Source organism: Chlamydia sp. 04-14 (assembly GCF_036632095.1).
Taxonomy (GTDB): domain Bacteria; phylum Chlamydiota; class Chlamydiia; order Chlamydiales; family Chlamydiaceae; genus Chlamydia.
The window spans coordinates 357,555-382,817 of the sequence record NZ_JAPYKW010000001.1 but is presented as its reverse complement, the minus strand read 5'-3'; the positions used below and the strand labels follow the sequence as shown (position 1 = coordinate 382,817).

Below are 25,263 nucleotides of genomic sequence, written 5' to 3'. Positions count from 1 at the left end.
AAAATTAAAACGGAACATGTTATCCGTTAACGACTTTTCTTACAAAATGATAAAAACTTCCCAGCAGTAGTTCTCGAAGGTTTTTATGTGCTTTGCCTTATGATTTACCTGTAGCATCCATCCTGTTCATTCTATGAATACTAATAATCTTTTCCTCCCAAAATAACTTTTCTTGAGTTTTCCTTCAGGGAATCGTTTGCTGACAGAAACCAGGAATTCATGATAAGACATAGGAAAAGCCCAAAGTTTCCTCTGTATTTCCTATGTCACGACTGGATTTTTTTGTTTTTGATTCACTAGTTCTTAAGCAAAAGCATAATGAGTTAGAAGAGATCTTCTGCTCAGAAGATAATGATCTATTTCGTGCTTATCAGACGACATCCCTACAATCCCCTCTAGCAGCGAAAAATCTCACTATAGCAAGAAATGCAGCTCATTATATTCTCGCAGAAAATGGAGAGATCGATATAGCTAAAGTCGTAAAAGCTATAGAACATCTAACAAAATGTCTCTACCCTCTAGGCCCTCATAGACATAATGAAGCTAAGCCTAGAGAACATCTCCTGAAAATGCTTCAAGCTATCAAACAAGAATCTGAGATTAAAGAAAGAATCAAAAAGCTCTTTGTTCCCTCCTATAGGAGTATTCAAGATCTCATTCGCAATACTTTAGCTTTGCCTCCTGAGATTGCCTTAACGCCTATTCATGCACGTCAAGCAGCACTCACAGCAATGTTTTGTTACCTACGTCAAGATGTTGGCTCTTGCTTTGCAACTGCTTTTGCTATTGTCATTCATCAAGAATATCCTACGCTATTCATAAAAGATATTGATGATCTACTGACTTCAGGGAAACTTACAAGAATCATAGGCACAAGAGAAATCTCCGTGCCTATAAATCTATCAGGATGCATTGGGGAATTATTCAAGCCACTAAGAATATTAGACTTATATCCCGATCCTATAGCAAAACTTTCAGCATCTCCAGGTTTACAACGAGCATTCGCAGCTGCTGGTATCGTGGATACTTTAGATGACCCTCAAGTTCGTGTTCAACAAATCTTGGCTCATGAATATCTTCTAAAGAAACTACAGCATGTCGATGATGTTATAACAGCTAATGAAGTCATTCAAAGCACGTTGTTGCATCATTATCAAATTACAGCCAACTCGGTACGTTCCATTTTATTTCAAGAAGGGGTCTACAGTAAGGAGCAGGTCTTTTTCTCGATTGAGAATTCTCATAAGCTCTCACAAACACAAAGAGTCTACAGTTATCTCACAGCATACGAACAAGCTAAATCTGCCTTTATCGGTGATACACAAAATCCCCTACTGAAATCCTGGGAATATACATTAGCAACCCTCGCCGATTCTAATGACTCATCAACACTAAATCATATTCGTGTAGCTCTAGGTTGGCATCATGATGATCCTAATAGCCTAGCCCATATTATCCAAACGTTTGTAGAGGAAGAAGTCGATAATGCTCGCGATCTTATACAGCAATGTGAGCAAACTTATAACGAAGCTCGTGCTCAGCTTGAATACATAGAAAGCCGCATGAGAAATCCCTTAAATGAACAAGACAATAAGATCTTGGTCATGGACCATATGCGCTTTCGTCAAGAGCTCAACAAAGCTCTCTATGACTGGGATACCGCTCAAGAAAAAGCAAAAAAACTCTTCGCTCTCCCTAATTTTCTACTCTCTTTTTATACAAAGATTATTCCGCAATATTTCCGCAGTTCTTATGATGCCTTCATTCAAGAATTCTCTCATCTTTACGCAGATTCTCCCGCAGGATTTCGTATTCTTTTTACTCATGGAAGAAGTCATCCAAACACATGGTCTGCCATCTATTCGATTAATGAATTCATCAGTTTTTTATCAGAATTCTTTTCTTCAACAGAAGTAGAGCTTCTAGGAAAACACGGGGTTTTAGGATTAGAAAAAGAAACTTCAGCTCTTATCCATCGTATCATTTCTTCCCTCCATAAAAACTCTTTTCAAGAAGCTACTATAACACGCATCCTTGAAGGATATAACCTTCCTGTACCCGAACCTGTTCTTAATAATTTAGACAAGATTTCTCATACACCTTGGGTATATGTTTCTGGAGGAACAGTAGAAACTTTATTAAAAGATTACTTCGAAAATTCTGAAGAACTCACACACATCGAAAAACATCCTGAAAACGCTCATGAGTTAGCTGCTTTTTTTTCAGACGCTTTAAAAGATCTCCCGTCAGCAATAAAAAGCTATTTAGAAGATGGCTCTCACTCATTGATAGCTTCATCTCCAACACATGTGTTTTCTGTAATTGCAGGGTCTCCCTTATTTCGTGAAGCATGGAATAACGACTGGTATAGCTATACTTGGTTACGTGATGTTTGGGTAAAAAATCATCAAGATTTCCTAGTTGACACTGTATTAAATCAACAGGGAATCTATACATTTATAGAAAGATTCTGCACGAAATATAGTCTAGAAAAGTTTACTTATGATTTTCATGATTTCTGCTCTGATCACTCTTTATTACTCCCCGAACTCTACGAAAAAGCCTCGCGATTTTTAAAAGAAATTCTACCAAAATCAAAAGATATCTTTTCCTTATATCAGAGACGCTTATCTCATCAAATTGTGCAAGATATTCCCTATACCTCTGATCAACAACTCCCTGAAGTTTTAGACAACGTTTGCTCTTATTTGGGGATTTCATCGCGAATTACCTATGAAAAATTCAAGAAACTCATAGAACGATTTATTCCTAGTTTCTCCTTATTATCATCGGGAGAAATTCGTCATCTTTTTAAAGGATTGATGATGGAAAGTTATCAACAGTTGTATTTTGAAGAGGACATCTTCTTAAGATTAGCAACAGCTATGCGCCATCATAACCTCGCCTATCCGGCTCCACTACTCTTTGGAGACACTAATTGGGCGTACAGCTACTTCGGATTTATTCTTCATCCAGGAACTCAAGAAATTGACCTTTGGCAATTTAATTATGCCGGTTTGCAAGGATATCCATTGGAAAACATAGACAAATTACTTTCTGTATCAAGACCTTGGACACTCTATGCAAATCCTATAGATTATGGTATGCCACCGCCTCCAGGATACCGTAGTCATATGCCTAAAGGCTTTTTCTAATCCTCATCATTATCTTTTTTCTTTCTTTGGAAAATCGAACGAAATAAAGATTTTAAAGAATATTTAGAAATTTCTCTTCCCATTGCAGAAATACTTTCTGTTAATGGGAGTTTTTTAGGGCATACACGTACACAGTTGTGTGCTTGCCCACAACCTTCTATACCTTTCTTCCCCATAAGCGTGCGTAAACGTTTTTTAGACTGCTTATCTCCAGGATATGTATTAAACAAACGTGCCTGAGCAATAGCTGCCGGCCCAATAAAATCATTATGCTCATTAATTTGAGGACAAGCTTCGGTACAACATCCACATGTCATACACATAGATAGGGCATACATCAGCTCCTGCTGTTCTTGCGATACCTTCACGCCACAATTTTCCCCATCGGTATCAGCAGCTACCCAACCCTGAATCTTTTGTAAATTATCAAACATGATCGAACGATCGACAATAAGATCACGAATTAATGGAAACTTCGTTAACGGAGCTAAAACAATCTCTCGAGATCCTGTTTCTTTTATGTACTCTTCTATAAGCGCAGTGCATGCCTGACGAGGCGTACCGTTTACCAATAATGAACAAGAACCACAAACTTCCTCCAGACATCCTTGTTCCCACACAACGGGATTCACTGTTTCCCCTAGAGTATTTACAGGACGTTTTTCGATTTCCATAAGAGCACTAATTACATTCTCTCCTGGATGTAATACCAATTCAAAACTTTCCCAATATTGTTTTCCCGGGGTTCCCCGATAGATTTTCAATATAAAAGTCTCAGGAATATCCATAGTCCTCTCTTTATTTATATGGGCAAACGAATGATTTCAGGAACGTTGGCAAACTCGATTTTCCCTGTCGAAGATTTTGTATAATCTCGTAATGTAGGTTGCACATGACGTGTATCTACAGGCCTATAAGTAATCTCAGGTTCTTCAGGAGAATACGACGCTAGCGTTGTCTTTAGCCAATGAACATCATCACGCTTAGGGAATTCTTCTTTATAATGAGAACCTCGGAACTCATCTCGCAATAGCGCTCCTTTTGTAATCGCTAATGCTAGTTCTATCATAGGCCCCATCTGACGCACAAAATGAAACGTCTTATTGGCAAACTGAGAAGAATCATGCACGGAAACCTTTTGGAGTCTCTCTCTAAACATTTTCAACTGTTCTAGAGTGTCTCTTAAATCTTTGTTATTTCGTTTCACAGTAACATTTCTAACCATAACTTTGGCAATCTCTTCATGTAAAACAAAGATATTCTCCCCTCCACTTCTTGAAAGCAAAAGAGCATTTTCTTCCTTCTCTTGCTGAAGAGCATCAGAAAAATCTGTAGAGGTTGTTGGACAAGAGCCAAAAGCAGTTATGAAACGTGCGGCCTCTTCTCCAGCAACAAGCCCTGCATATAAACAAGATAATAATGAATTTGCTCCTAAACGATTCGCCCCGTGATATTGGAAATCAGATTCTCCACAATTGAAACATCCTGGGATATTTGTCATTTGACGGTAACGGCTATCGCGATCAGGATCATCCGCAGCAGGCCAATCTACCCAAGCACCACCCATAGAATAATGGACAGCTGGGAAAATTCTCATTGGAACTTTATCAGGATCTTCTCCAGTAAACTTCCTATAGATATCTAAAACGACCTCTAGCTTATGTCGTGTGGAAGCTGGCAGATGAGTGACATCTAAAAAGACTTCCATGCGTCCATCGATTCCCAATCCTGCTTCACATACCTGTAAGATAGCTCGAGCACCTACATCACGGCTAACTAAGTTCCCATAAGCAGGATACATCTCTTCTAAGAAATACCAAGGTTTTCCTGTTTCTCCACAGGGGCGTTGCGAACCATCAGGGAAGGTAATTGTTTTTGAAGCATCTCCAGGAACCCAAACGCGACCACCTTCACCACGAACAGATTCAGATATTAACCGTAGCTTATCAATACCAGGAATTGCTGTAGGATGAATTTGAATAAACTCTGGATTTGCATAGTCCATTCCCTGTAAGAATAACCGTCCATTTGCTGCCCCTGTACAAAATGTCGAGTTTGTAGACATTTTGAAAATAACTCCAGGGCCACCTGTAGCAAAAATAACAGCATCTCCTTTAAGAACTTCCAGACGATTATTGAATAAATTCATTAATACAATCCCACAGGTCCTTCCAGCACTGTTAGTAATTAATCTTACAAATTCATGATTTTCAAATTTGTTAACTTTCCCCTGACTTTCTCGACGACGCACCTGTTCATCCAGGGTATACATGAGCTGCTGTCCCGTAGAAGCTCCACAAAATACCGTACGATGATATAGAGTCCCTCCAAATCTACGCACATCTAATTCTCCATTAGGAGTACGATTAAAAGGGCATCCAAAATTATCCAACATACGGATAATCCTAGGTGCTGCCAAACACATTTCTAAAATAGGCGGTTGATCTGCTAGGAAATCACCACCTTTGATCGTGTCGTATGCATGTATATAGGGGGAATCTGCTTCTTCATGTTTAAGATTAAGAGCAGCGTTTATTCCCCCCTGAGCACATACAGAATGAGATCTTTTCACTTTTGTCAATGATACAAGATCAACAACGATACCGTAATCTGCCAATTTCATGGCCGCTGATAATCCTGCTAAACCACCGCCGACGACAATAACTCTACAACCCTGTGCTTCCATAATCTTATGCCACGCTATACAAATTCCAAATCACACTAACACCCATGGCAGCAACAACAACCATGGCAAAATAACACAAATTACGTAAAAGAGCCTGAGACCGTAAAGATATAACAACACCCCATCGGGAACAAAATGTCCAAAAACCATTAAACCCGTGAAATGCAGCAGCTATCACAAGTATAGTATAGAAAATAGCCATCCATAAGGATCCTAAAGAATCACGAACAATATAGAGAAAAGCCGTCCCTACATTAGGCGTAAGAAGATATTCTTTATTTTCTGACAATTTAGAAACAGCGCTACCTTCAAGATCCTCTTTATCCAAACGGATGGTTCCCGTTTGAGGAGCTGAGAAATTTATAGTGAAAAATCCTTTCGTGCCACGAACTATCGCTGAATAGCGAGAGGAATTAATATCCACAACATAATATGTTTGTCCATGCAGCTCTACGTGAACAGGATAACGAAGAAAACGAAACTGAACAACGTGAAAAATAAGCCCAAAAAGTAAAATCCACGCCGTTCTTCTCTGCCAAGTATAAGCAATATTTCTCGCATAAGCTAATGCAGGCTTACTACCGTCAGATGTCCCAGAATTACTTTTAGCCTGGAAAAGATAAATTATACCTATGATAGCGTGGGTGATAAAAGGCAACGCTAAAAAGGTGATTTCTATGATCTTTAGACCGGGAATCTGGTGGAATTTACTCACCAACTGAACAAATCCCTTTCCCTCATTAAAATAAGAAGAAGCAAGCATATTCGTAAACATATGCTCACAGAGAAACAACGTAAATGCAACTCCTGCTAAAGAATGAACACAACGTAAAACAAAGCTGGTGTAGTACTTCCATGGCTTCTGAGTCATCTCAGAACATGCTTCCCTTTCGTTCATCGTAAGCCTTTATTTCACAATCTCTTTTTCTAGCAACCATAAAAGCTTAAATAGAATTATGTGAAGCTATTTTTAATAACAAATCAGAGATAAGGCTAACCTTTTTTACGACCCCCTAAAAATCGTAAAACATTACCCCGAGCTATATCTGCAAGCTCTTGAGAGTCGATACCATGAATATTAGCAATAGCCTCAACCGTATAGGCTATGTAAGCAGGCTCATTTTTTTTACCACGATAAGGCGTTGGGGCTAGGAAAGGAGCATCTGTTTCTATCAACAAATGATCAAGAGGGATTTGGGCAACTACAGAACGTAAATCCTGAGCATTCTTGAATGTAACAATCCCACTAATAGAAACATACCATCCACGAGAAATGAGCTCTTTGGCTTCTTCTAAAGTGCCTGTAAAACAATGCAGCATGCCGGGACAAGAGCGTTCATCATGATGATAATATTGATCTATCATATGGAAAAAATCGTCAAAAGCACCACGACAATGCACAACCAAAGGTAACTCGCATTCTAAAGCTAAAGACAGGTATTTCTTTAGCACCTCTTTCTGACGTTCTTTGGCGGAATCATCTTCCCCGAAACAATAATCTAAACCTACTTCCCCAATAGCAGCTAATTTCCCAGCCTGAGCTAAATCTTGAAAGTATTGAAAATGCTCGTCTATATCTGTATGGGCATCTTGAGGTGGAGTCCCAGCAACATGACAAAAACGCAATTCTGGGAAACGCTCTGCGTAGTCAAAAGATTTATTCAGCTCGTCAATGGTTGTTGTTACATTAACGAGGAGGGAAACTCCGGAATTTTTTGCACGGTGAATAACATCAGTAGCATCTTCCATAAAAGCTTCGTCAGAAAGATGTAAATGTGCATCAACTAAATCCATGACCCCTCTCCTTAAAATCTTGACGCGAGGAAATGTGCAATCATACATTTCCTAGTGAAATATCTTCAAAAGAATCGATCGTTTAAGAAGCATTTTTTAAATTAAGAAAAAAAAAAGGGTGTATTTATTCAAATACACCCTAAAAAATCTAAAATTATAGATTAGTTTTTCGAAAAGACCATGTCTTCAAGAACTGATTGCGTAATCTTCTCGGGAAGCACTATAGGTTCCGACTGATCAGCAGGATAATAGACATAGGAAGGGACGCTTGCTCGTCCTAAACGTGCTAGCTCCTCGGTAATGCCCGGATCCTTACGAGTCCAGTCGGCCTCTAGGGTAACTACCCCGCGTTTTTTAAACATCTCCTGCACAGCAGTTGCATACAATACAGGTTTGTTCATCTGACAGGTTAAACACCACTTAGCTGTGAAGTTTACAAAGACAGCCTGGCCCTCTTTACGCAGCTGAGCAAGTTTTGTTGCAGAAAATGGCTGCCAAGAACTTCCTCCTTGAACTACTACAGTTTCTGCTTCTTCTGTGAAATTCCTCGAAGCAATAAAACTTAATGATAGGGCTCCCGCAACAAACCCAAAAAATAGTGTCGAAGCGAATACTCTCTGTTTCTTAGGAGAAACAGGAGTCCCCCATTTCCCTAAAATCCATGCTCCTATCCCTGCAAGCCACAATCCAGCAAGCAAGACAATTAACGCTGTAGTACTTGTTTCTGAGCCAAAGATCCATGCCAGCCAGGTTACTGTTCCTAATAACATGAACCCGGTAAGCTGTTTAAACGTACTCATCCAACTTCCAGGTTTAGGAAGAACGGATAACATCTTAGGAAATACAGAAAACACAAGATAAGGCGAGGCCATTCCCAAACCAATAGATGTGAATATCATCAACTGCTTGATAAATGATAAAGACATGACCAAACCCAATATCGAACCTAAAAAAGGTCCCGTACAAGGTGTTGTTACTAAAGTAGCTAGCACTCCATTAAATACGGCCCCCACAGCTTTATTCTTAGAAGCTCCCGACTCTGCAGACTGAAGTTTTCCTCCAAGATTAGCAAACATCGTTCCCATTTCAAACAAGCCTAAAGAACTCAAAGCGAATAGGAAGAATACAATAATCAAGGTAGCTACAAACATAGGTTCTTGAAGCTGGAAACCCCAACCAATGTTATGACCTAACATTTTTAAAAGAAAAGCAACTCCTGCCAATCCCCAAAAACAGCCTACCACCCCTAAAGTGAAACAGAGACCGTTGATAATCACCGAGGAGCGATGTTCTCCTGCAGATTTAATCAACCCGTAAACCTTAAGGGTCACTAAAGGTAAAACACAAGGCATGATATTAAGAAGAAGTCCCCCGAGGAACGCCATGGCTATAATTGTCATATAATTCCAGAATTCTGAGGCTTGCCCGGAATCACTAACTTGACCTTGGATAACGAAAGATTCAATCTCTCGACCCGCACTATCTGTAAGTAATAGAATACCTTGTAGTTGCTGATTCTTCTGAACTCCCGATAGCGTTTTAACCTTAAGTCTCCAGGCTGTCCCAGATGCCTCGTTTATCGCTTCTTCAGAATAGGCAAAGATTTTATCGGCTTTCTCTGAGATAAACCAAGCCTTATCAGCTCGGTTGGGGCTGCCGGTAATATTTAAAATAAGCTCACCCTCTTGACTACGTCCTAATGTAATCGTCTGATCATCCTTCAATAAACGTGGTCGAGATTGTAGAGTTTGAGCAAACTCTGTGGATCTTTCTGGGTGTAAAGCGGCAACGCCATCACGATATGGCAATGATAGCTCTAAATCGACATTCCCAGGTACGCAACTCTCTCCGCAGGCCAACCATTCCACATGGGCTTTTAATACTACGGATTCGTTATCAGCGCCACTTTCAGGAGCGCGGATATCCGCAACTATAAATGCGTTATCATCATAACCAAAGAATGTCGTCCCGTCTTCTTCGAAAACCTTTGGAGCAGGCCAATGCTCCTCCTCAACGACAAACCCTCTGGGTAAATTCCAATTAATTCTTAATGGACTTCCCACTTCTCCTGGGTTCTTCCAATAGATATGACTTCCTTTAGGGGCGGATATTTTAATCCCTAATCTGAATATTCCACCTTTAGGAATATGAGACCCCTCAGAAACTAGAGTAGCACCCGGCAAAACTTTCTCATCCACCACAGACTCTGCGGCATGCAATTTTTGACCATGCCCAGTAAAGGCAGGCAAAGAAAATAGAAAAGCCACCAATATAGTTTGAAAATGCTTTTTGATTTTATTCAAAATAACTCCAATTATTTCTAAATCAGGTAGATAATTATACACTATATATAGTTTTATTTTTATAAATGGTTTCGTAAATCTCTTTAACAAAACCTACTTGGCTCTATACCAGAATTTTGATAGGATCGTCTTTTGTATAATCCCCTCGTTATGTAAAGAATTTTATACTCTATGTTGCAATTCACCCATAATCCAATTATCCAGGCCTTCAGAGAAGCCGATCTTTTCGGTAAGGGGATATTCTTTAGCTTATTGATTCTTTCCTTATGCACCTGGACGGTACTACATCAAAAGCTTGCTATTCAAAAAAAATTTCTAAAATCAGGAAAATCTCTTAAAGATTTCTTGATAAAGAATCGTCATGCTCCCTTATCTTTAGAAATTCATCCGGAGTTAAATCCCTTTGCGGATCTATATTTCACTATTAAACGAGGAACTTTAGAACTTCTCGATAAAAATCGTCAGCAGGCTCCTGATCATGGACCAGTGTTGTCTATAGAAGACATTCAGTCTCTAGAGACTCTGCTAGGAGCGATTATGCCCAAATATCGCGCAATTATGCATGAAAACAATTTTATCCCTGCTACGACGATCAGCTTAGCACCCTTTTTAGGTCTTTTAGGGACTGTTTGGGGCATTTTAGTAGCTTTTTCTCATATTAGCTCAGGACAGGCTGGAGGAACAGCGATGATGGAAGGATTGGCAACGGCTTTAGGAACTACAATTGTAGGCCTATTTGTTGCTATTCCTTCTTTGATTGGGTTTAACTATCTTAAAGCTCACTCTTCTCGATTAATTCTAGAAATAGAGCAAACAGCCTATTTGCTGTTAAATTCTATAGAAGTTAAGTATCGTCAGACAAATTTATGAAACGTATTATCGTTGAAGATACTGAAGAAGATCCTAATGTCAATCTCACTCCGTTAATTGACATTGTCTTTGTTATTTTGATGGCATTTATGATTGCCATGCCCTTAATACGCCTTGATTCTATAGCGTTAGCTCCGGGGACTAAAGAGCATAAGGTTCTTGGAAAAGACGATGAACTTCCCACAACAATAAAAGTATTAGCAGATAACACAATTACACTGAATGATCAGGCTCTTTCCTTAACGGAATTAAAAACGCAACTCACCCTTCTTCATCAGCGACACCCAAATAGAGTGCCTCTGCTATTACAAGATGGCGATACACCTTTTAGATTATACCAAGAAGTCAAAACTACGATAGAATCAGCAGGATTTCACGAACTCCATATAGCTTTAAAAAGCTAATTATGAAAAAGACGCTCCCTTATATTCTCTTTGCAACTTTTCTCCACGGGATCTGCATTGTTCTCCTTGCATATTCTCCAGCACAAAAAAAACAACCCAAACTCCTACCTTTCAAAGAAAAACTCGTTATTTTAAATGAACCTCTTTCCATTATAAAAACATGCTCAACGGCAACACCTCCGTCAGAGTCCCAAGTAGTCAAAACAGAAAAAAAACAATCTATTGCTCAGGAACAACCTCAAAAACATCCTCCTAAAGTTGCTGCCGAGAAGAAAAAAACTGATAATGTGAAAAAAGTTTCTGTTCCTAGTAAACCTGTGGAAAAAGAAAAACCTGTATTAAAATCACAGATGGAAGAAAAAACTTCTGTAAAGAAAAAGGCGGAAAAAGACGCCAAACTCAAAACTATTGCAGATCTTGCGAAAACACTTTCAAAACATCTCGATGATAGTGATGCTCGACTTGCGGATATTTCTCTCCCTATAAGTAGAGAACTCTCCATACATTCATCTTTAGCAGCGACTCAAGAAGAAGAATTGTGCCAACTACTTCGTGAATATATTGTTTTGCCCTTTTCTGGGGAAGTTCGAGTAAAACTTGTATTAACACCTCAAGGGAATATCCAAGATTGTGTTTTGTTATCTGAAATTAGCGAAGCCGAAAAACAACTTATTCTTATGAGAATTCAGGAAATTCCTTTTAAAAAATTCCTCGATAAATACAAAGTCTCGAAAAATATCGCTTTTCATATTAAACTCCTGAGTAGCGAGTCTTAACACAGTAGGGGCTGTCGGAATGTTACGACGTATATTTGTCAGTACTTTCCTTATTTTTGGGATAGTTTCCCTCTATGCTAAAGATTTAGAAGTTACCGTGCGTTCTGAGATTTCTCTATTACCAATTCATGTAGAGTTAAAAATAGGCTCCAATGATGCGAAACAACAAAAATATCTACGCACACTATGCAATACTTTCATTAGCGATTTAGCTCTTGGGGATCGTCTCCAACCCACCCTTGTTAAATCTGAAACTCTTTCTGCTCCTTTTAGCATCGCTATTGTTTCTCGCTATCCTGAAATCGTATTTACTATAGCTAGAGGTTCTCAAAACCCTCAGCCATTTCTTTCCTTAATACTTACAGAAGATAACACCAGCAACCGTCAGAAAATACACGAAGCAGCGGATAAGATTCATTACGCGCTTACCAGTGTTCCAGGAATTAGCTCTGGGAAAATTGTTTTCTCGTTAAGCAAAAATCCACAAGATTGCGAATTAAAACAGGGCGAGCTTTGGTCTGTAGATTATGATGGAGGGAATTTGTGTGCTCTTACGCAAGAAAATTCTTTATCCATCACTCCCAATTGGATGAATGTAGGAAGTGGTAATCCTTATCTTTACGTCTCTTATAAATTTGGCATTCCTAAAATTTTCCTAGGTTCTCTAGAGAACACTACAGGTAAAAAGGTTCTCAATCTACAAGGGAATCAGTTTATGCCTACGTTTTCTCCAAGGAAGAAACTCTTAGCTTTTATTTCGGATACTTATGGGAATCCCGACCTGTTTCTTCAGAGTTTCTCTTTATCAAGAGGCGCTATGGGAAAACCACGAAGAGTGTTGAATGAAACTTTCGGAACGCAAGGGAATCCCTCTTTCAGTCCCGATGGTTCTAAATTAGTCTTCGTTTCTAATAAAGACGGTAGACCGCGTTTATACATTATTCAAATAGATCCAGAAATTCAAACTCCACGTTTACTCACAAAAAAATATAGAAATAGCAGTTGCCCTTCATGGTCTCCAGATGGTAAAAAAATAGCCTTCTGCTCTGTAATTAAAGGAGTTCGTCAAATTTGTTTGTATGACCTTTCTACTGGGAAAGATTATCAACTGACAACAACTCCTACAGACAAAGAAGGACCTTCATGGGCTATTGATAGTCATCATCTTGTTTATAGTGCAGGGAATTCAGGAGAGTCAGAGCTTTATTTATTAAGTCTGATTACCCAAAAAACTAAGAAAATTGTTATAGGACTGGGGGAAAAACGTTTTCCTTCTTGGGGAGGATTCCCTAATAACCAATAAAGAGAATCTTATGAAAAAGAAATATTTAAGCGTTCTGAGTTGTTTACTACTTGCGCTTTTCGCTTTACCTTCTTGCTCTTATCCTTGTGGTGATTGGGATACCGTTTGCGAAGATTGTCAGCATCCAAAAAGAAGAAAACAGAATTTTGCTTTTGTTCCCCTTTATACCGATGATGAAATGAATCAAAATTTCGCGGATGCTTATGATTCTAAGGAAGAACAATTATACAAAACGAGTAGTCAGTCGGTTGCTTTCAGAAATATTACTTTCGCTACGGATAGCTACACAATAAAAGGCGAAGAAAATTTAGCTATTCTATCTAGTCTTGTTCGCCAAATGCAAAAGTCTCCAAGAACAACGCTGTATATAGAAGGTCATACTGATGAGCGTGGCGCTGCAGCATATAACCTAGCTTTAGGAGCACGACGTGCTAATGCTGTCAAACAGTATCTAATTAAACAGGGAATCTCTGCAGAGCGGTTATTTACTATATCTTACGGAAAAGAGCAGCCCATGAACTCCGGTCATAATGAGCTCGCTTGGCAACAAAATCGTCGTACAGAATTTAAAGTCCATGCACGTTAATTATAAACATTTGTTCTATTGTGGATTATGGCTTTCTCTGGGGATTATCCTTCCCCTCGATGCTGCCGGGAAAACGCCATCCATACAAACTGTACTTGCAGAAGTCGAAGATGCTTCTGCAAAGTTACTATGTCATGAAGCTGAAATACAGATATTAACAGATCGTATAGATGAGCAAGATGGTAAAATTCAAAGATTGTCTTCTGCAAAACCAGAATCTATCACAAAACAAATTCAGCAATTAGAAATTGAACAAAAAACCCTAGCAAAAACTGTTGCTGTCCTTACAGCTTCTGTAAAGGATATCCAAGCCACCCTAAATAATAAACTTCAAGAAATACAAAAAGACCATAAGACTCTTTCTCAAGATATTCGTCTTTTACGCCGCTCTCTCTTAGCTCTTGTTGATGGCTCTTCTCCTGAAACTTACACCGATCTTTCTGATGAGGTGCCTGCACATATCCATATTGTCAGACCTGGAGAAACCTTAGGTAAAATCGCTGCGAAATATAAAATCCCCGTATCAGAATTAAAAAAACTTAATAAATTAAATTCTGATGTTATTTACGCTAATCAAAAGCTTTGTTTACCAGAGAATAAGAAATAATCATCAGTTTTTTCATAACTAATATTTACTTCTAACTATAGATAATAAACAAAGTCTTTTGTAGGATCGGAAATAAAGTCCGATTTATTCTTAATTCAATGAAATTGACAATTGCTTTATTCGGTGAAGCAGAAAAAGGAAGCTACGACACTGCTTACCTATGTCGCACTACAGTAGATCTTTACGACCATCTTGGCGGGGGGTCTGCGACAACTAGGTCAGGAATAGCCTTAGCCATACAAGCTTTGATGTACAACTATAATGTGCTTTATTTCAGAGTAAAAGAAGAAGGATACTGCGTGGACAGTTATTTTTTCGGCCTACACTTCTTAAATACTCAGACTAATTTAAAAAATATTATCGCTATGGGTCTTCCAGGTGTTGGAGATCAACACATTATAGAAGCCTCTAAATCTCTCTGCAGAAAATACAAAAGCTTTCTTTTGTTTTTTGAACAAGATCTCTATGATTTATTAACTTTTAATAAAGTTTTCTAATCGATAGTTCCGAAGTACTCTTTCAAGCCTTCTTCGTTAGGGGCCATAGCCTTCTGACCTTGATGCCAATTTGCAGGGCATACGAGTCCATGATTTTCAAAGAAAATCAAAGCATCTAATACACGAAGCTCTTCATCTATAGAACGACCCAAAGGGAGATCGTTGATTACCATATGCCTGATTATACCATCCTTATCGATCAAGAAAGATCCACGGAATGATAATCCAGACTGAGAATCCAATACGCCATAGAGTTTAGAAAGTTCATGAGTTGTATCAGAAACTAGAGGATAGGTAACACCTTTAACTCCACCAGCTTTTTTATCGGTATCTAACCAACGTTTGTGAGTATCGAGATCATCAACGGAGCAACCAATGACTTGTGCACCGCGATTTTCAAATTCTTCTAAAGAATCTTGGAAAGCATGAAGCTCTGTAGGACAAACATAAGTGAAGTCCTTAGGATAAAAGAAAAGAATAACGTATTTACCACGATAATCTTTCAAAGAAACATTTTTTACTTCGCCGTCAACGACTGCTTGTACAGAAAAATCTGGGGCAGTTTTCCCAATAAATAGCGATCCCATTACCACCCTATTTTTTATGATTATGCATCGCACCAGAGAGGACTTGAACCTCTGACCACCTGGTTCGTAGCCAGGTACTCTATCCACTGAGCTACTGGTGCACAGCTCTTTCGATAAAAAGTGTAGTCAAGTCGGGCCAAATGATCAAGTGTTTCTCCTTATCTTTGAAAAAAAGATCATTCTAAACCAAAAAGATATTACTACATTAAGAGCCGTGTAAAATTTATTTACTTATGAATCCTTCGAAAATTAGGTTTCCGGGAAGGACGGGTTTTGTATTTCTTCCGACGAGTCTGCAATAAAAAACGAACTAGTCAAAAGTAAACAGGAGATAGAAATAGAATATTTCAAAGCAAATTTAATTACTGTGAAGGGGTCAAACACTCCTGAGGCAATTAAATTTTCAAAAGTATCTTTAATGCAATTATATCCAAAGTAAGGGTCTGGATGATCTAGAACAGTATCTACTACATATTCTGGAACTTTCCCGCAATTTGTAGCCAAGACTCTAAGAGGGACTTCTGCGGATTGCAACATACACTTACACCCAAACATTACCCCCTTAGATAATTGCTCAGGGACTTTTACTATAGATGCTGCACGAGCTAAAGCTGTACCTCCTCCCGGAAGACAACCTTCTTTAAAAGCAGCTTTTATAGATTTTAAAGCATTCTCCAATCGAATTTTTTTTTCTTTGAATTCGTTTTCTGTCGTAGCTCCTAAATATATCTGAGCTAATCCACCAACAAATCTAGCTAAACGCTTTTCTAAATCCTGAGTATCCATTTCAGATTTGCTATGCACGATAGCCTCGCGCAAATACTCAATACGTTGTTCTACTCTTTCTTGGTTTCCTTTCCCTTCAAAAAAAACAGTTGAGTTTTGTTTAACAACAATTTTCCCTATTCGACCTAAAACATCTAAATTACTCTTATCTAAAGAAATTCCTAACAAATCTCCTACAAGAGTCGCGCCTGTCAAAATAGCAATATCCTCTAAAATCTCTCTACGCTGCTGACCATATCCTGGGGCTTTTATTGCACATATAGGGAGGTTCCCTTTCAGTTTATTAACAATTAAAATGGAGAGAAGCTGAGGATCAAAATCTTCAGCAATGATAATTAAAGGATCACAACTCGTTTGAAAGGTCTGCTCTAAAAAATGAATAAACGATTGATTTAAAGAAGATAACGTCTGATTACACAATAAGATAGATGCATTTTCATAAACAACTTCCATCGTTTCGGGATGCGTCACAAAATATGAAGATAAATATCCCGAGTTTAATCCTACATGTGTCGTAGTTTCTAAAGCAGTCTCTGTTCCTTCTTTCACTACAAAGACACCCTCAATTCCCACGCGAGCTATAGCATCGGAAAGAATCTTCCCAATGGATGGATCATAGTTGGCTGAGGTTGTAGCTATATGAAATATATCTTCTGTTTCACTGACTTCAACTGCGAGCTTGGCAAGCTCCTTATCTAACATCTCTCCAGCAAGTTGGATTCCTTGTTTAATTTCTAAAGGATCTAATCCAACCGCAATGCCTTTAAGCCCTGAAGAAAATAACGCTTCTGTTAGCACGATAGTCGTAGTAGATCCATCTCCTATCTCAGCTTCCGTTTGTAATGCAGCTTCCCTAGCAAGTTTTAAACCAGTATTTTCAAAAGCATCAGATAAATTAATCTCTTTAGCTATTGAAGCACCGTGTTTTGTGACATAAGGAGGGGAAAGATCTTTTTTGATAACAACATGGGAGCCTTGAGGTCCTAAGGTTGTTGTGACGGCCTTAGCTAAAGCACGCACGCCTCGATTTAACGCGCTAAGTCCTTCTAATCGATTCTTGAATATTTTAGACACGTTTTTTCTATATCTCCCCTAGATTCCAGGGATAAGGCGACCCTATAAGGTCGCTTATAGAAACAACAAAAATTCCTGTCAAACAGAGGAATCCTTAGAGGAAATTACTTTTAATCCCCATAGTCAGCTATTAAGAAAGGCTTACGTATATTTTCGAACTTTGTTCTACCTTCAATACATAATTTTTTTAACGGCCAAATAATATAGCGCTCGTTTTGGCAAATATACAAAAACTTTTCTTCTCCTAAACAACGATGAATAGACGTTCTTCGCAAAGGAATTTTCTCTAAAGCTTTAAAAGCATTTTCCACTTGCTTAGGATAAAGAGTCTTTAGAGTACCTAAAATTGTACATTGGGTTTCCATGGGAAGAAATTCTTCAGGCTTTTCCAACATAAGTAAAACTCCCGAACAAAATTCCATCTTATATTTACCAAAAAAAGGCTCGTAACAGAAAGGATAGAACATGATTCCTGGTAACCGCGCTTCATTTAACTTCTTCGCAACAAGATTGCCATCCATCCAGGGAGCTCCAATTACCCTAAAAGGAAGAGTGTAACCTATACCAATACTTGATATAGATAAAGCTCCTATAATCCCTGTTGCTGCATAGAAAAAGGTCGTTTGTGCATCAGGAATTTGTGGGCTAGTAGGAATCCAATTTAATCCAGTTTGAGAGAATGTCATCGAACGTTTCCATCCTTGCATGGGAACGACAGATACCTGAGCATAAGGCGCATACTTTGCTTTATAAAATAATGCGAGTTCTCCGGGAGTCATCCCATAGCAATAAGGAATTTCTGGAGTATAATCAGCTTCGGACGTAGGCAGCGGGCCATCAATTACCCTGCCCCCCATTGGATTTGGACGATCTAGAATGATCAAAGTCTTTTTATATTTTTGTGCAGCACAAACTAAATGAAGTAATGAAGAAACGAAAGTATAAGAACGCACCCCAATATCTTGCACATCGTAGATTAAAACATCACTACCTTGCACAGCACATTCAGGAATGTCTTTAATACCGTAGAGAGACACTGTACGTAATCCTTGAACTCCAGGAGCAGTTCCAGGAGTTTCTGCAGGTGCTGTACCGTAATATCCGTGTTCTAACGTGCAAAGAATATTCAAAGAGCATAGATCTTTATGCTCTTGAAAAACAGATAAGGCGTCCTTCCCTTCACGATTAATAGCAGCATTATGAGAAACTAATGTTACTTTCTTACCACGAATCCAAGATTTATAAGATTCATCGTTAAAAAGACGATCTAACCCGACAGAAACCTGAGAAAATCCTAAGTAAGGAAATAAACATAATAAAATTAAAAACGAGCGTATTACTCTCATAACATCCGTCTGCCTATGAAAAACAACATTCTGATAGTTTGTATGTTGGTTAAGTACTGCTAGCAAAAAAGATATCTTTGTGCAACCGTGCTAATAGTTGTGTAGGTGCGTCTATTTCGATTATTTTGTAATATAATCGGCGAAGATACTACACTCGACAAAATTGCTAGTGTGATTTCAAACGAGACAAAGACTTTTAGTTATTTGCTCTTTCCCTTTTGCTAAGGAGAAACCCATGAAGATAGTAATTGCTAGCTCCCACGGTTATAAAATACGGGAAACCAAGACTTTTTTAAAACAATTAGGAAGTTTTGATATTTTCTCATTAACAGATTTCCCCAACTATCGCTCTCCTAAAGAAGTAGGTTGCCTTCCTGAAGAGAATGCTCTAGCAAAAGGTCTTCATGCGGCGAAGGAACTCAATTCTTGGGTTATTGCTGATGATACTATGCTTATGGTCCCTGCATTAAATGGCCTTCCCGGTAAACTGTCCGCTATTTTTGCTGGAGAAGATGCCTGCGATAAAGATCACAGAAAAAAACTTCTACAGGAAATGCAATCTTTAGAAAGTATTGTAGACCGCTCTGCATATTTTGAATGTTGTATTGTTCTTGCTTCTCCTGAAGGGAGATTCTTCAAAGCCCGAGGAATTTGCGAAGGTTATATTAGCAATCAAGAAAAAGGTTCGTCAGGGTTTGGCTATGATCCATTATTTTTAAAATATGATTATAAACAAACATTTGCTGAACTTTCTGAAGATGTAAAAAATCAGGTCTCACATAGAGCCAAAGCTTTACAAAAGCTAACTCCTTATTTGCAAGACCTGTTAGAGAAACATCTAGTCTCTAGGAATTAGCGTTTCTAACGAATGTTCTAAACAGTCGCGAATCTCACGCATTTCTGTAAGTATAGCTTCTGCTCTTAAGAAATCTGCCTCTAAACTCGCTGCAGCAGGCATGCCTTCTTTACCTTGAAGTTTCTGCGTCGCTACAGGCATCTCTAAACTAACTGTAGATTTCGCTGTAAGTCGGTGTGTCTTGTTAAAAGAAACTGTTTGAATACCTTCATTCATGGGAGCTTCCAATTAATCATGGGCTTATTCAGCTTTTTAAGCAGGTAGTTAATTTTTGAAAAGTGCGAACAACCAAAAAAACCTCTATGTGCCGCTAAAGGAGAAGGATGCGGAGCCGCTAAAATAGCATGTTTATGTGCGGAATGAAAAAGTAAATCACATTTCTTTCTTGCAGCATTCCCCCATAATACAAAAATCACATGCGAACGATTTTCTATAAGCTTAGCAACAATAGCATCGGTAAATTGTTCCCATCCCTGACCAGCATGAGAAAAAGGAGCTCCTGCACGTACAGTCAACACAGTATTTAATAATAAGACTCCCTGATCTGCCCAAGATTGCAAACACCCTGTGGTATTTTCTATCCCGAGGTCAGTCTGTAATTCACGAAAGATATTAATGAGAGATGGGGGTAGACGAACACCTTTCGGGACACTAAAGCTTAATCCATGAGCTTGCCCTTCTCCAGGATAAGGATCCTGTCCAAGAATAACAACGCGTACGGAATCAAAAGGTGTGCTTTTTAATGCAGTAAAGATATTGTCTTTTGCGGGGTAAACGATTGTCTGGGAATACTCAGATTGTAAAAATTCCCTAAGCCTACACATATAGGGCTGGGACCACTCAGTTTTAAGCTGCTCTTGCCAAGACAAAGGAAGCTGGTCTATAGTAAAGGCATTTTGCATAAACCACCCACTTTTATTATTTGAAAATAGAAGTATATTAACCTTCTTAGATTATTTTAGCTTCAGTGATCCTGATTTTTTCAGCCAGAAGCTATAAGTTAGGACACCACCACTATGCTCACTTCAGAATTAAACGAAGCACAAATTGCAGCTGTCACCTCACCATTAAGTCCTATTTTGGTTCTTGCTGGAGCTGGAGCTGGGAAAACTCGCGTGGTAACATGCCGTATTCTCCATTTAATTAATGAAGGCATTGCTCCTAAAGAAATCCTAGCTGTTACTTTCACCAATAAAGCAGCAAAAGAACTTAAAGAACGTATTTTACATCAATGCCCTCAAGCTCATGGTACGGATATTCCTATGGTATGTACATTCCATAGCCTAGGAGTCTTTATCCTACGTCGCTCTATACAAGCTTTAAACAGAGAAAATAATTTTATTATCTATGATCAAAGTGACACTGACAAGCTTCTCAAACAATGTTTACAAAAATTTAATTTAAAGAAAACTCTCAGTAATTCTATACAATATCACATATCTCAAGCAAAAAATCGTCTGCTATATCCTGAGGATTTAGACCCTGAAGAATATATTGATCCGGTGGTTTCTATCTATAAAGAATACCAGCAACGTCTAAACGAAACTAATGCTTTGGACTTTGATGATCTTTTATTTCTTACTGTAAAGCTATTTAAGGAATTCCCTGAGATTAGAAAAGAATACAGCGAACTATGGAAAGCTCTTCTTATTGACGAGTATCAAGATACCAACCATGCACAATATATGATGGCTCAGACTATTGCAGGGAAATATCAAAATATATTTGCTGTAGGAGATCCCGATCAATCTATCTACTCTTGGCGCGGAGCAAATATCCATAATATTTTAAACTTTGAAAAAGACTATCCCAAGGCTCTTGTCCTACGTTTAGAAGACAATTATCGTAGTTATGGAAATATTCTTAATGCTGCTAATGCTTTGATTCAAAATAATGCCTCGAGGTTAAAGAAAGACTTAAGAAGCGTGAAGGGTCCTGGAGAAAAAATTCGTGTATTTCTAGGAAAAACAGATAAGGAAGAAGCAGAATTTGTCGCGGATGAAATCAATCGTCTCCATAGAAGAGCAAATATTCCTCTACGTGATATCTGTATTTTTTATAGAACAAACTTCCAATCTCGTACCTTCGAAGACGCTTTATTACGTAGACGTATTCCCTATGAAATTCTTGGGGGGTTATCTTTCTACAAACGCAAAGAAATTCAAGACATCTTAGCTTTTCTAAGAATGTTCACTGCTAAATGCGATGTCGTTGCCTTTGATAGAACAGTAAATCTTCCCAAACGCGGTTTAGGACCTTCTACGATTTCTTCTTTAATAGACTACGCTCTCACTAATAACCTCCCCATGTTAGAAGCATGTAAAAATGCTTTAGAAAGTCAAACTGTAAAGCTATCTAAGAAACAACAAGAAGGTCTAAGAAGTTATCTAAGTATTTTCCAACAACTCGAGCATGCTTATGAAACTCTTCCTCTCAATGAGTTTGTTGTCGCTACCATACGAATTACAGGTTACCTTCAAGTCTTAAAGGAAGATCCTGACACTTTCGAAGATAGAAAAAGCAACCTTGATGAACTCGCTTCAAAAACTTTTGAGTGGGAACAGCAAAATACAGAGGGCACCTTAGAAAGTTTCTTAGATGATTTAGCTTTAAAAAGTTCTACAGATGAAACAGAACTGATTACCGATCGTGTCAATCTTATGACGATTCATAACGGCAAGGGATTAGAGTTTCGCATAGCCTTTGTCGTAGGATTAGAAGAAAATCTCTTCCCCCATGCAAACTCTAAAGGAAGTTATGAAAATCTTGAAGAAGAACGACGGCTATGCTACGTAGGAATCACTAGAGCACAAGATCTCCTTTATTTAACCGCAGCACAAACTCGTTTTCTTTGGGGCACAGTTCGTGTCATGAAACCGAGTCGATTTCTTAAGGAAATCCCTAGAGATTACTTGATTCAAGTACATTAGGTATGTTTCAGCAACATCAAAAGCTTTCTCAAAACTACCTTCCCTCGCTGCGCATGCAGCAGGGATTGCAGATGTTGCAATCTTCAATTACCGAACTTTCCTCTTATGTACTTCAACAAATCATCCATAATCCCTTCTTCGACATCTCCTCTTTAGAAGATGAGGAATGGTCCATATGTTCTTCTTTACCTTCTATAGATGCTGGATATTCTCGCCCGGAATCCTTATTTTCCCATCTTTTCACACAAGTACAGCAGACGTTTGATAGTTGTGAGGAATTGCTCATTGCTCAGCACATCATAGGAAATCTATCAGACCAAGGTTTATTTCTTTCTTCTCCTGAAGAGCTGTCGTTGCAGTTAGAAATTCCTTTAGAGATTATTCATACTGTTTGGAAAACAATTCAGCATTTTCATCCCTTAGGCATAGCCTGCCCTACCTTACAAGACTATTGGTTATTACATTTAGAAGGTTCCTCACACACTCTCGCTTATAAAATCATCAAAGAGCACTATTCTCTTTTGATTAACTGTGACTTTCTACGTATAGCAAAAAAATGCCGCTGTTCTCCTTCAGATATAAGAAACGCTCTTAAATCAGCTTTAGCAAAAATGCCTTGGTGTCCCGCAGAAGGTTATGCATCTTTATCTGACATACAACCTGCGCTTCCTGATGTTTACATTACTAAAAAAAACCAGATTTGGGAAATTCAAGTTAGTTCTCGAGGGTTGCCCCCTATAAAACTTAACAGTGAAGTTTTTCATATTTATGAACAGCTTCCCAGAGAAGAGAAAAAAAATCTCACACAGCAAATTCTTTCTGCTAAATGGCTCATTAAAAATCTAAGAAAACGAGAACAAACTTTATTTGCCATTGTAGAAAAGATACTCCCTCATCAAGAAAGCTTTCTTCTTGGAAAGACATCCTCCCCTAAAGCATTATCTGTAAAAAGCTTATCCGAAGAACTTTCCTTTCATGAATCAACAATATTTCGGGCTATAGAAAATAAGACATTGGCAGCGCCTATTGGAATTATCTCTATGAAACAGCTGTTTCCACGTGCCGCTAGTAATGACACTTCTCAATCTAAAGAAACAATTTTACAGTGGATTCATCAATGGATAGCTTCAGAAACAATACCCTTATCTGATGCTGACATTAGCGAACGAATTTCTCAACAGGGAATTCAATGTGCTCGTCGTACAGTAGCTAAATACCGTACACAATTAAAGATTCTTCCCGCACACAAAAGAAAATCGTATTCTGAAATGTAAAGCAGTTTTACATCTTGGAAATTAAGTAAAGTAAGCAATATAGATTTGCTGCCATCGAACACTTTCCAACTTTTGTTCTCTAGCATATTTTTCAAGAACTGGAATGGGTTGCGTTGCAAACATACGAATTTCTGCATCTGTAAGTCTTAGCATTACCCATAAAGGAGGAACACCAAGCATCCTACGAATCTTCTTCATAGCACGACGAAAATAACTCTGTACAATGAACAGCCTAGCTCCAAAATAGGCAGGAGTCGCAAGAATACAAGCAAGACCAGCCAAAGGAGACCATAAACTTAATCCAAGACCAGAAAGGACGAAGAAGAACAAACAATAACTCTCTCCTGGCGAACGAAATAAAGGTCCTAAAAACCGTCTCCACACCTTTGGTGAAGTTTGATAAGCTAAGGCTTCTTCAAACATAGGCTCATAGAACTTCATACGTGCAGCATGAACAGCTTCGTGGGCAAGGATCTCTTCCTTAGAATACATATACAACCAGCGTGCTGCTTTACGTAAGTGTTTACGTAATTGTATGATCACCTGATTATTTGCTATCCAAGTGCATCCTGCTTCCCAGACATCCATACCTTCATTAGAATAGATGACCTCTAAATGTGTGGGATTAATATCGAATATCTCTTGCAATCTTGGAGGGAAAGCAGTGGGATGATCAGGAGCGTTATCAATAATGTCTTGAGCGCGGTATAGAAAAGGAGGTTTTAACTCTTCAGGACCAGCTATGATTCCCTGCTTATTCAAATCAAGTAGGTCATCTTCTAAAGACTTTGGAGGAATTAAAAACTCAAACTTTTCCACGTTTTAGTTCCATTTTTCTAAGATACTAATTGCAGTTTAGAAATACTACTTACCCATTGTTAAAATCAAAAACGCAGTCAAATTAGATCAATGAGTTTTTCAGCAAATATTCTGATTAGATGTAAGGTTTGTTTCTTATCTTTTCAACTTTCAAAAACAAGAAATATTCTTATTAAAGTTTTCTTATAGAGCTACATTCCATAAGTATTACATTATTCCCTTGAAAAGAATCTACCTCATACTGAATAACCATTAGGACGTGCCAGGGCCTCTGGTCAAATCTCTGCTGAAGAATTAGGGTTTTGTTCTTTTTAATATGTTTCATATGGGATCAGCTCTACGAATCGTAGAAATTGTCGAGATAACCAATTCTCAACAATAAACGGTATTTTCCTCTAAGAGAAAAATAAAATTACCTATTTTTAACCCTTCTTTAATTTTGGAGACTTAATCTCTATATTAAGAAGATTATTGTCAAAAATTCTAGCTTGTCCGTTATTACAATGAGCTGAAACACGCGTTCGTAGTGAAAGCTTGCAATAAATAATAGATGGTTGCATGAGGGTTTTTTTTAGATAGGGAACATAAACAATAAAAAAGGAGAGGCGTT

At 38.3% G+C, this 25,263-nt stretch carries 22 protein-coding genes and 1 tRNA gene; 11 read left to right on the top strand and 12 right to left on the bottom strand.

Going from position 1 to position 25,263, the window contains the following annotated elements; translation table 11 throughout:
* Positions 1 to 263 precede the first annotated feature (263 nt).
* On the top strand, positions 264 to 3,155 hold the full coding sequence (locus tag O6937_RS01735) for a hypothetical protein (protein ID WP_332389961.1): 2,892 nt from the start codon (positions 264 to 266) through the stop codon (positions 3,153 to 3,155).
* Here the strand turns inward: O6937_RS01735 and sdhB are convergent.
* From sdhB to O6937_RS01710, 5 genes are all read right to left on the bottom strand, one after another.
* Positions 3,152 to 3,943 (bottom strand): succinate dehydrogenase iron-sulfur subunit, encoded by a 792-nt coding sequence (gene sdhB, locus O6937_RS01730; RefSeq protein ID WP_213241819.1) that lies wholly within the window; start codon positions 3,941 to 3,943, stop codon positions 3,152 to 3,154. The two genes, O6937_RS01735 and sdhB, sit on opposite strands and share 4 nt — an antisense overlap.
* A gap of 14 nt (positions 3,944 to 3,957) precedes the next feature.
* Positions 3,958 to 5,841: a succinate dehydrogenase flavoprotein subunit gene (gene sdhA, locus O6937_RS01725; RefSeq protein ID WP_332389960.1), complete on the bottom strand. Its 1,884-nt coding sequence runs from the start codon at positions 5,839 to 5,841 to the stop codon at positions 3,958 to 3,960.
* Positions 5,842 to 5,845: 4 nt separating this feature from the next.
* Complete coding sequence (locus O6937_RS01720; protein ID WP_332389959.1) at positions 5,846 to 6,739, bottom strand: succinate dehydrogenase cytochrome b558 subunit; 894 nt, start codon at positions 6,737 to 6,739, stop codon at positions 5,846 to 5,848.
* 95 nt (positions 6,740 to 6,834) lie between these two features.
* The gene (locus O6937_RS01715; protein ID WP_332389958.1) at positions 6,835 to 7,635 is read right to left on the bottom strand and encodes a TatD family hydrolase; all 801 of its coding nucleotides are present in this window, start codon (positions 7,633 to 7,635) and stop codon (positions 6,835 to 6,837) included.
* A 161-nt stretch (positions 7,636 to 7,796) separates the two neighbouring features.
* Positions 7,797 to 9,938, bottom strand: a complete 2,142-nt coding sequence (locus O6937_RS01710; protein ID WP_332389957.1) for a protein-disulfide reductase DsbD family protein — start codon at positions 9,936 to 9,938, stop codon at positions 7,797 to 7,799.
* Between the two features lie 171 nt (positions 9,939 to 10,109).
* Between O6937_RS01710 and O6937_RS01705 the strand changes: the two genes are divergently transcribed.
* The 7 genes from O6937_RS01705 (at position 10,110) to O6937_RS01675 (ending at position 14,981) form a co-directional block, all read left to right on the top strand.
* Positions 10,110 to 10,808 (top strand): MotA/TolQ/ExbB proton channel family protein, encoded by a 699-nt coding sequence (locus O6937_RS01705; protein ID WP_213241829.1) that lies wholly within the window; start codon positions 10,110 to 10,112, stop codon positions 10,806 to 10,808.
* On the top strand, positions 10,805 to 11,212 hold the full coding sequence (locus O6937_RS01700; RefSeq protein ID WP_332389956.1) for an ExbD/TolR family protein: 408 nt from the start codon (positions 10,805 to 10,807) through the stop codon (positions 11,210 to 11,212). The genes O6937_RS01705 and O6937_RS01700 overlap by 4 nt, the downstream gene beginning before the upstream one ends.
* Before the next feature lie 2 nt (positions 11,213 to 11,214).
* On the top strand, positions 11,215 to 11,988 hold the full coding sequence (locus O6937_RS01695) for an inclusion-associated protein (RefSeq protein WP_332389955.1): 774 nt from the start codon (positions 11,215 to 11,217) through the stop codon (positions 11,986 to 11,988).
* A gap of 19 nt (positions 11,989 to 12,007) precedes the next feature.
* Positions 12,008 to 13,291, top strand: coding sequence for a Tol-Pal system protein TolB (tolB, locus tag O6937_RS01690; protein ID WP_332389954.1), 1,284 nt, complete (start codon positions 12,008 to 12,010; stop codon positions 13,289 to 13,291).
* 10 nt (positions 13,292 to 13,301) lie between these two features.
* Complete coding sequence (locus O6937_RS01685) at positions 13,302 to 13,877, top strand: OmpA family protein (RefSeq protein ID WP_332389953.1); 576 nt, start codon at positions 13,302 to 13,304, stop codon at positions 13,875 to 13,877.
* Positions 13,867 to 14,484, top strand: a complete 618-nt coding sequence (locus tag O6937_RS01680; RefSeq protein ID WP_332389952.1) for a LysM peptidoglycan-binding domain-containing protein — start codon at positions 13,867 to 13,869, stop codon at positions 14,482 to 14,484. Before O6937_RS01685 ends, O6937_RS01680 begins: the two co-directional genes overlap by 11 nt.
* Before the next feature lie 98 nt (positions 14,485 to 14,582).
* On the top strand, positions 14,583 to 14,981 hold the full coding sequence (locus O6937_RS01675; RefSeq protein WP_332389951.1) for a hypothetical protein: 399 nt from the start codon (positions 14,583 to 14,585) through the stop codon (positions 14,979 to 14,981).
* Here the strand turns inward: O6937_RS01675 and O6937_RS01670 are convergent.
* The 4 genes from O6937_RS01670 to O6937_RS01655 form a co-directional block, all read right to left on the bottom strand.
* On the bottom strand, positions 14,978 to 15,568 hold the full coding sequence (locus O6937_RS01670; RefSeq protein WP_332389950.1) for a peroxiredoxin: 591 nt from the start codon (positions 15,566 to 15,568) through the stop codon (positions 14,978 to 14,980). The two genes, O6937_RS01675 and O6937_RS01670, sit on opposite strands and share 4 nt — an antisense overlap.
* Positions 15,569 to 15,596: 28 nt before the next feature.
* A tRNA-Arg gene (locus O6937_RS01665) sits at positions 15,597 to 15,669 on the bottom strand.
* Between the two features lie 148 nt (positions 15,670 to 15,817).
* Entirely contained in the window at positions 15,818 to 17,428 is a 1,611-nt protein-coding gene (locus O6937_RS01660) for a molecular chaperone GroEL (protein WP_332389949.1), read from the bottom strand.
* A gap of 110 nt (positions 17,429 to 17,538) precedes the next feature.
* Complete coding sequence (locus O6937_RS01655) at positions 17,539 to 18,774, bottom strand: DUF1343 domain-containing protein (RefSeq protein WP_332389948.1); 1,236 nt, start codon at positions 18,772 to 18,774, stop codon at positions 17,539 to 17,541.
* A 235-nt stretch (positions 18,775 to 19,009) separates the two neighbouring features.
* On the opposite strand from O6937_RS01655, the gene rdgB reads away from it, so the two are divergent.
* Positions 19,010 to 19,630, top strand: a complete 621-nt coding sequence (gene rdgB / locus O6937_RS01650) for an RdgB/HAM1 family non-canonical purine NTP pyrophosphatase (RefSeq protein ID WP_332389947.1) — start codon at positions 19,010 to 19,012, stop codon at positions 19,628 to 19,630.
* On the opposite strand, the gene O6937_RS01645 is transcribed toward rdgB, so the two are convergent.
* Positions 19,613 to 19,846: a hypothetical protein gene (locus O6937_RS01645; protein WP_332389946.1), complete on the bottom strand. Its 234-nt coding sequence runs from the start codon at positions 19,844 to 19,846 to the stop codon at positions 19,613 to 19,615. The genes rdgB and O6937_RS01645 overlap by 18 nt on opposite strands.
* A complete protein-coding gene (gene ung / locus O6937_RS01640) occupies positions 19,843 to 20,532 on the bottom strand; it encodes a uracil-DNA glycosylase (protein WP_332389945.1) in 690 nt (229 codons plus the stop codon). Before ung ends, O6937_RS01645 begins: the two co-directional genes overlap by 4 nt.
* Before the next feature lie 114 nt (positions 20,533 to 20,646).
* Here ung and O6937_RS01635 point away from each other — a divergent pair, with 114 nt between their 5' ends.
* A complete protein-coding gene (locus tag O6937_RS01635) occupies positions 20,647 to 22,560 on the top strand; it encodes an ATP-dependent helicase (protein ID WP_332389944.1) in 1,914 nt (637 codons plus the stop codon).
* 2 nt (positions 22,561 to 22,562) lie between these two features.
* Positions 22,563 to 23,834: an RNA polymerase factor sigma-54 gene (rpoN, locus tag O6937_RS01630; protein WP_332389943.1), complete on the top strand. Its 1,272-nt coding sequence runs from the start codon at positions 22,563 to 22,565 to the stop codon at positions 23,832 to 23,834.
* Between the two features lie 21 nt (positions 23,835 to 23,855).
* Here the strand turns inward: rpoN and O6937_RS01625 are convergent, their stop codons facing one another.
* Positions 23,856 to 24,653 (bottom strand): hypothetical protein, encoded by a 798-nt coding sequence (locus O6937_RS01625; protein ID WP_332389942.1) that lies wholly within the window; start codon positions 24,651 to 24,653, stop codon positions 23,856 to 23,858.
* Between the last annotated feature and the right edge of the window lie 610 nt (positions 24,654 to 25,263).

What these genes read in the sequence shown, in the direction of transcription:
- O6937_RS01735 (WP_332389961.1), top strand. Translation starts at nt 264, where the DNA reads ATGTCACGACTGGATTTTTTTGTTTTTGATTCACTAGTTCTTAAGCAA.
- sdhB (WP_213241819.1), bottom strand. Translation starts at nt 3,943, where the DNA reads ATGGATATTCCTGAGACTTTTATATTGAAAATCTATCGGGGAACCCCG.
- sdhA (WP_332389960.1), bottom strand. Translation starts at nt 5,841, where the DNA reads ATGGAAGCACAGGGTTGTAGAGTTATTGTCGTCGGCGGTGGTTTAGCA.
- O6937_RS01720 (WP_332389959.1), bottom strand. Translation starts at nt 6,739, where the DNA reads ATGAACGAAAGGGAAGCATGTTCTGAGATGACTCAGAAGCCATGGAAG.
- O6937_RS01715 (WP_332389958.1), bottom strand. Translation starts at nt 7,635, where the DNA reads ATGGATTTAGTTGATGCACATTTACATCTTTCTGACGAAGCTTTTATG.
- O6937_RS01705 (WP_213241829.1), top strand. Translation starts at nt 10,110, where the DNA reads ATGTTGCAATTCACCCATAATCCAATTATCCAGGCCTTCAGAGAAGCC.
- O6937_RS01700 (WP_332389956.1), top strand. Translation starts at nt 10,805, where the DNA reads ATGAAACGTATTATCGTTGAAGATACTGAAGAAGATCCTAATGTCAAT.
- O6937_RS01695 (WP_332389955.1), top strand. Translation starts at nt 11,215, where the DNA reads ATGAAAAAGACGCTCCCTTATATTCTCTTTGCAACTTTTCTCCACGGG.
- tolB (WP_332389954.1), top strand. Translation starts at nt 12,008, where the DNA reads ATGTTACGACGTATATTTGTCAGTACTTTCCTTATTTTTGGGATAGTT.
- O6937_RS01685 (WP_332389953.1), top strand. Translation starts at nt 13,302, where the DNA reads ATGAAAAAGAAATATTTAAGCGTTCTGAGTTGTTTACTACTTGCGCTT.
- O6937_RS01680 (WP_332389952.1), top strand. Translation starts at nt 13,867, where the DNA reads ATGCACGTTAATTATAAACATTTGTTCTATTGTGGATTATGGCTTTCT.
- O6937_RS01675 (WP_332389951.1), top strand. Translation starts at nt 14,583, where the DNA reads ATGAAATTGACAATTGCTTTATTCGGTGAAGCAGAAAAAGGAAGCTAC.
- O6937_RS01670 (WP_332389950.1), bottom strand. Translation starts at nt 15,568, where the DNA reads ATGGGATCGCTATTTATTGGGAAAACTGCCCCAGATTTTTCTGTACAA.
- O6937_RS01655 (WP_332389948.1), bottom strand. Translation starts at nt 18,774, where the DNA reads ATGAGAGTAATACGCTCGTTTTTAATTTTATTATGTTTATTTCCTTAC.
- rdgB (WP_332389947.1), top strand. Translation starts at nt 19,010, where the DNA reads ATGAAGATAGTAATTGCTAGCTCCCACGGTTATAAAATACGGGAAACC.
- O6937_RS01645 (WP_332389946.1), bottom strand. Translation starts at nt 19,846, where the DNA reads ATGAATGAAGGTATTCAAACAGTTTCTTTTAACAAGACACACCGACTT.
- ung (WP_332389945.1), bottom strand. Translation starts at nt 20,532, where the DNA reads ATGCAAAATGCCTTTACTATAGACCAGCTTCCTTTGTCTTGGCAAGAG.
- O6937_RS01635 (WP_332389944.1), top strand. Translation starts at nt 20,647, where the DNA reads ATGCTCACTTCAGAATTAAACGAAGCACAAATTGCAGCTGTCACCTCA.
- rpoN (WP_332389943.1), top strand. Translation starts at nt 22,563, where the DNA reads ATGTTTCAGCAACATCAAAAGCTTTCTCAAAACTACCTTCCCTCGCTG.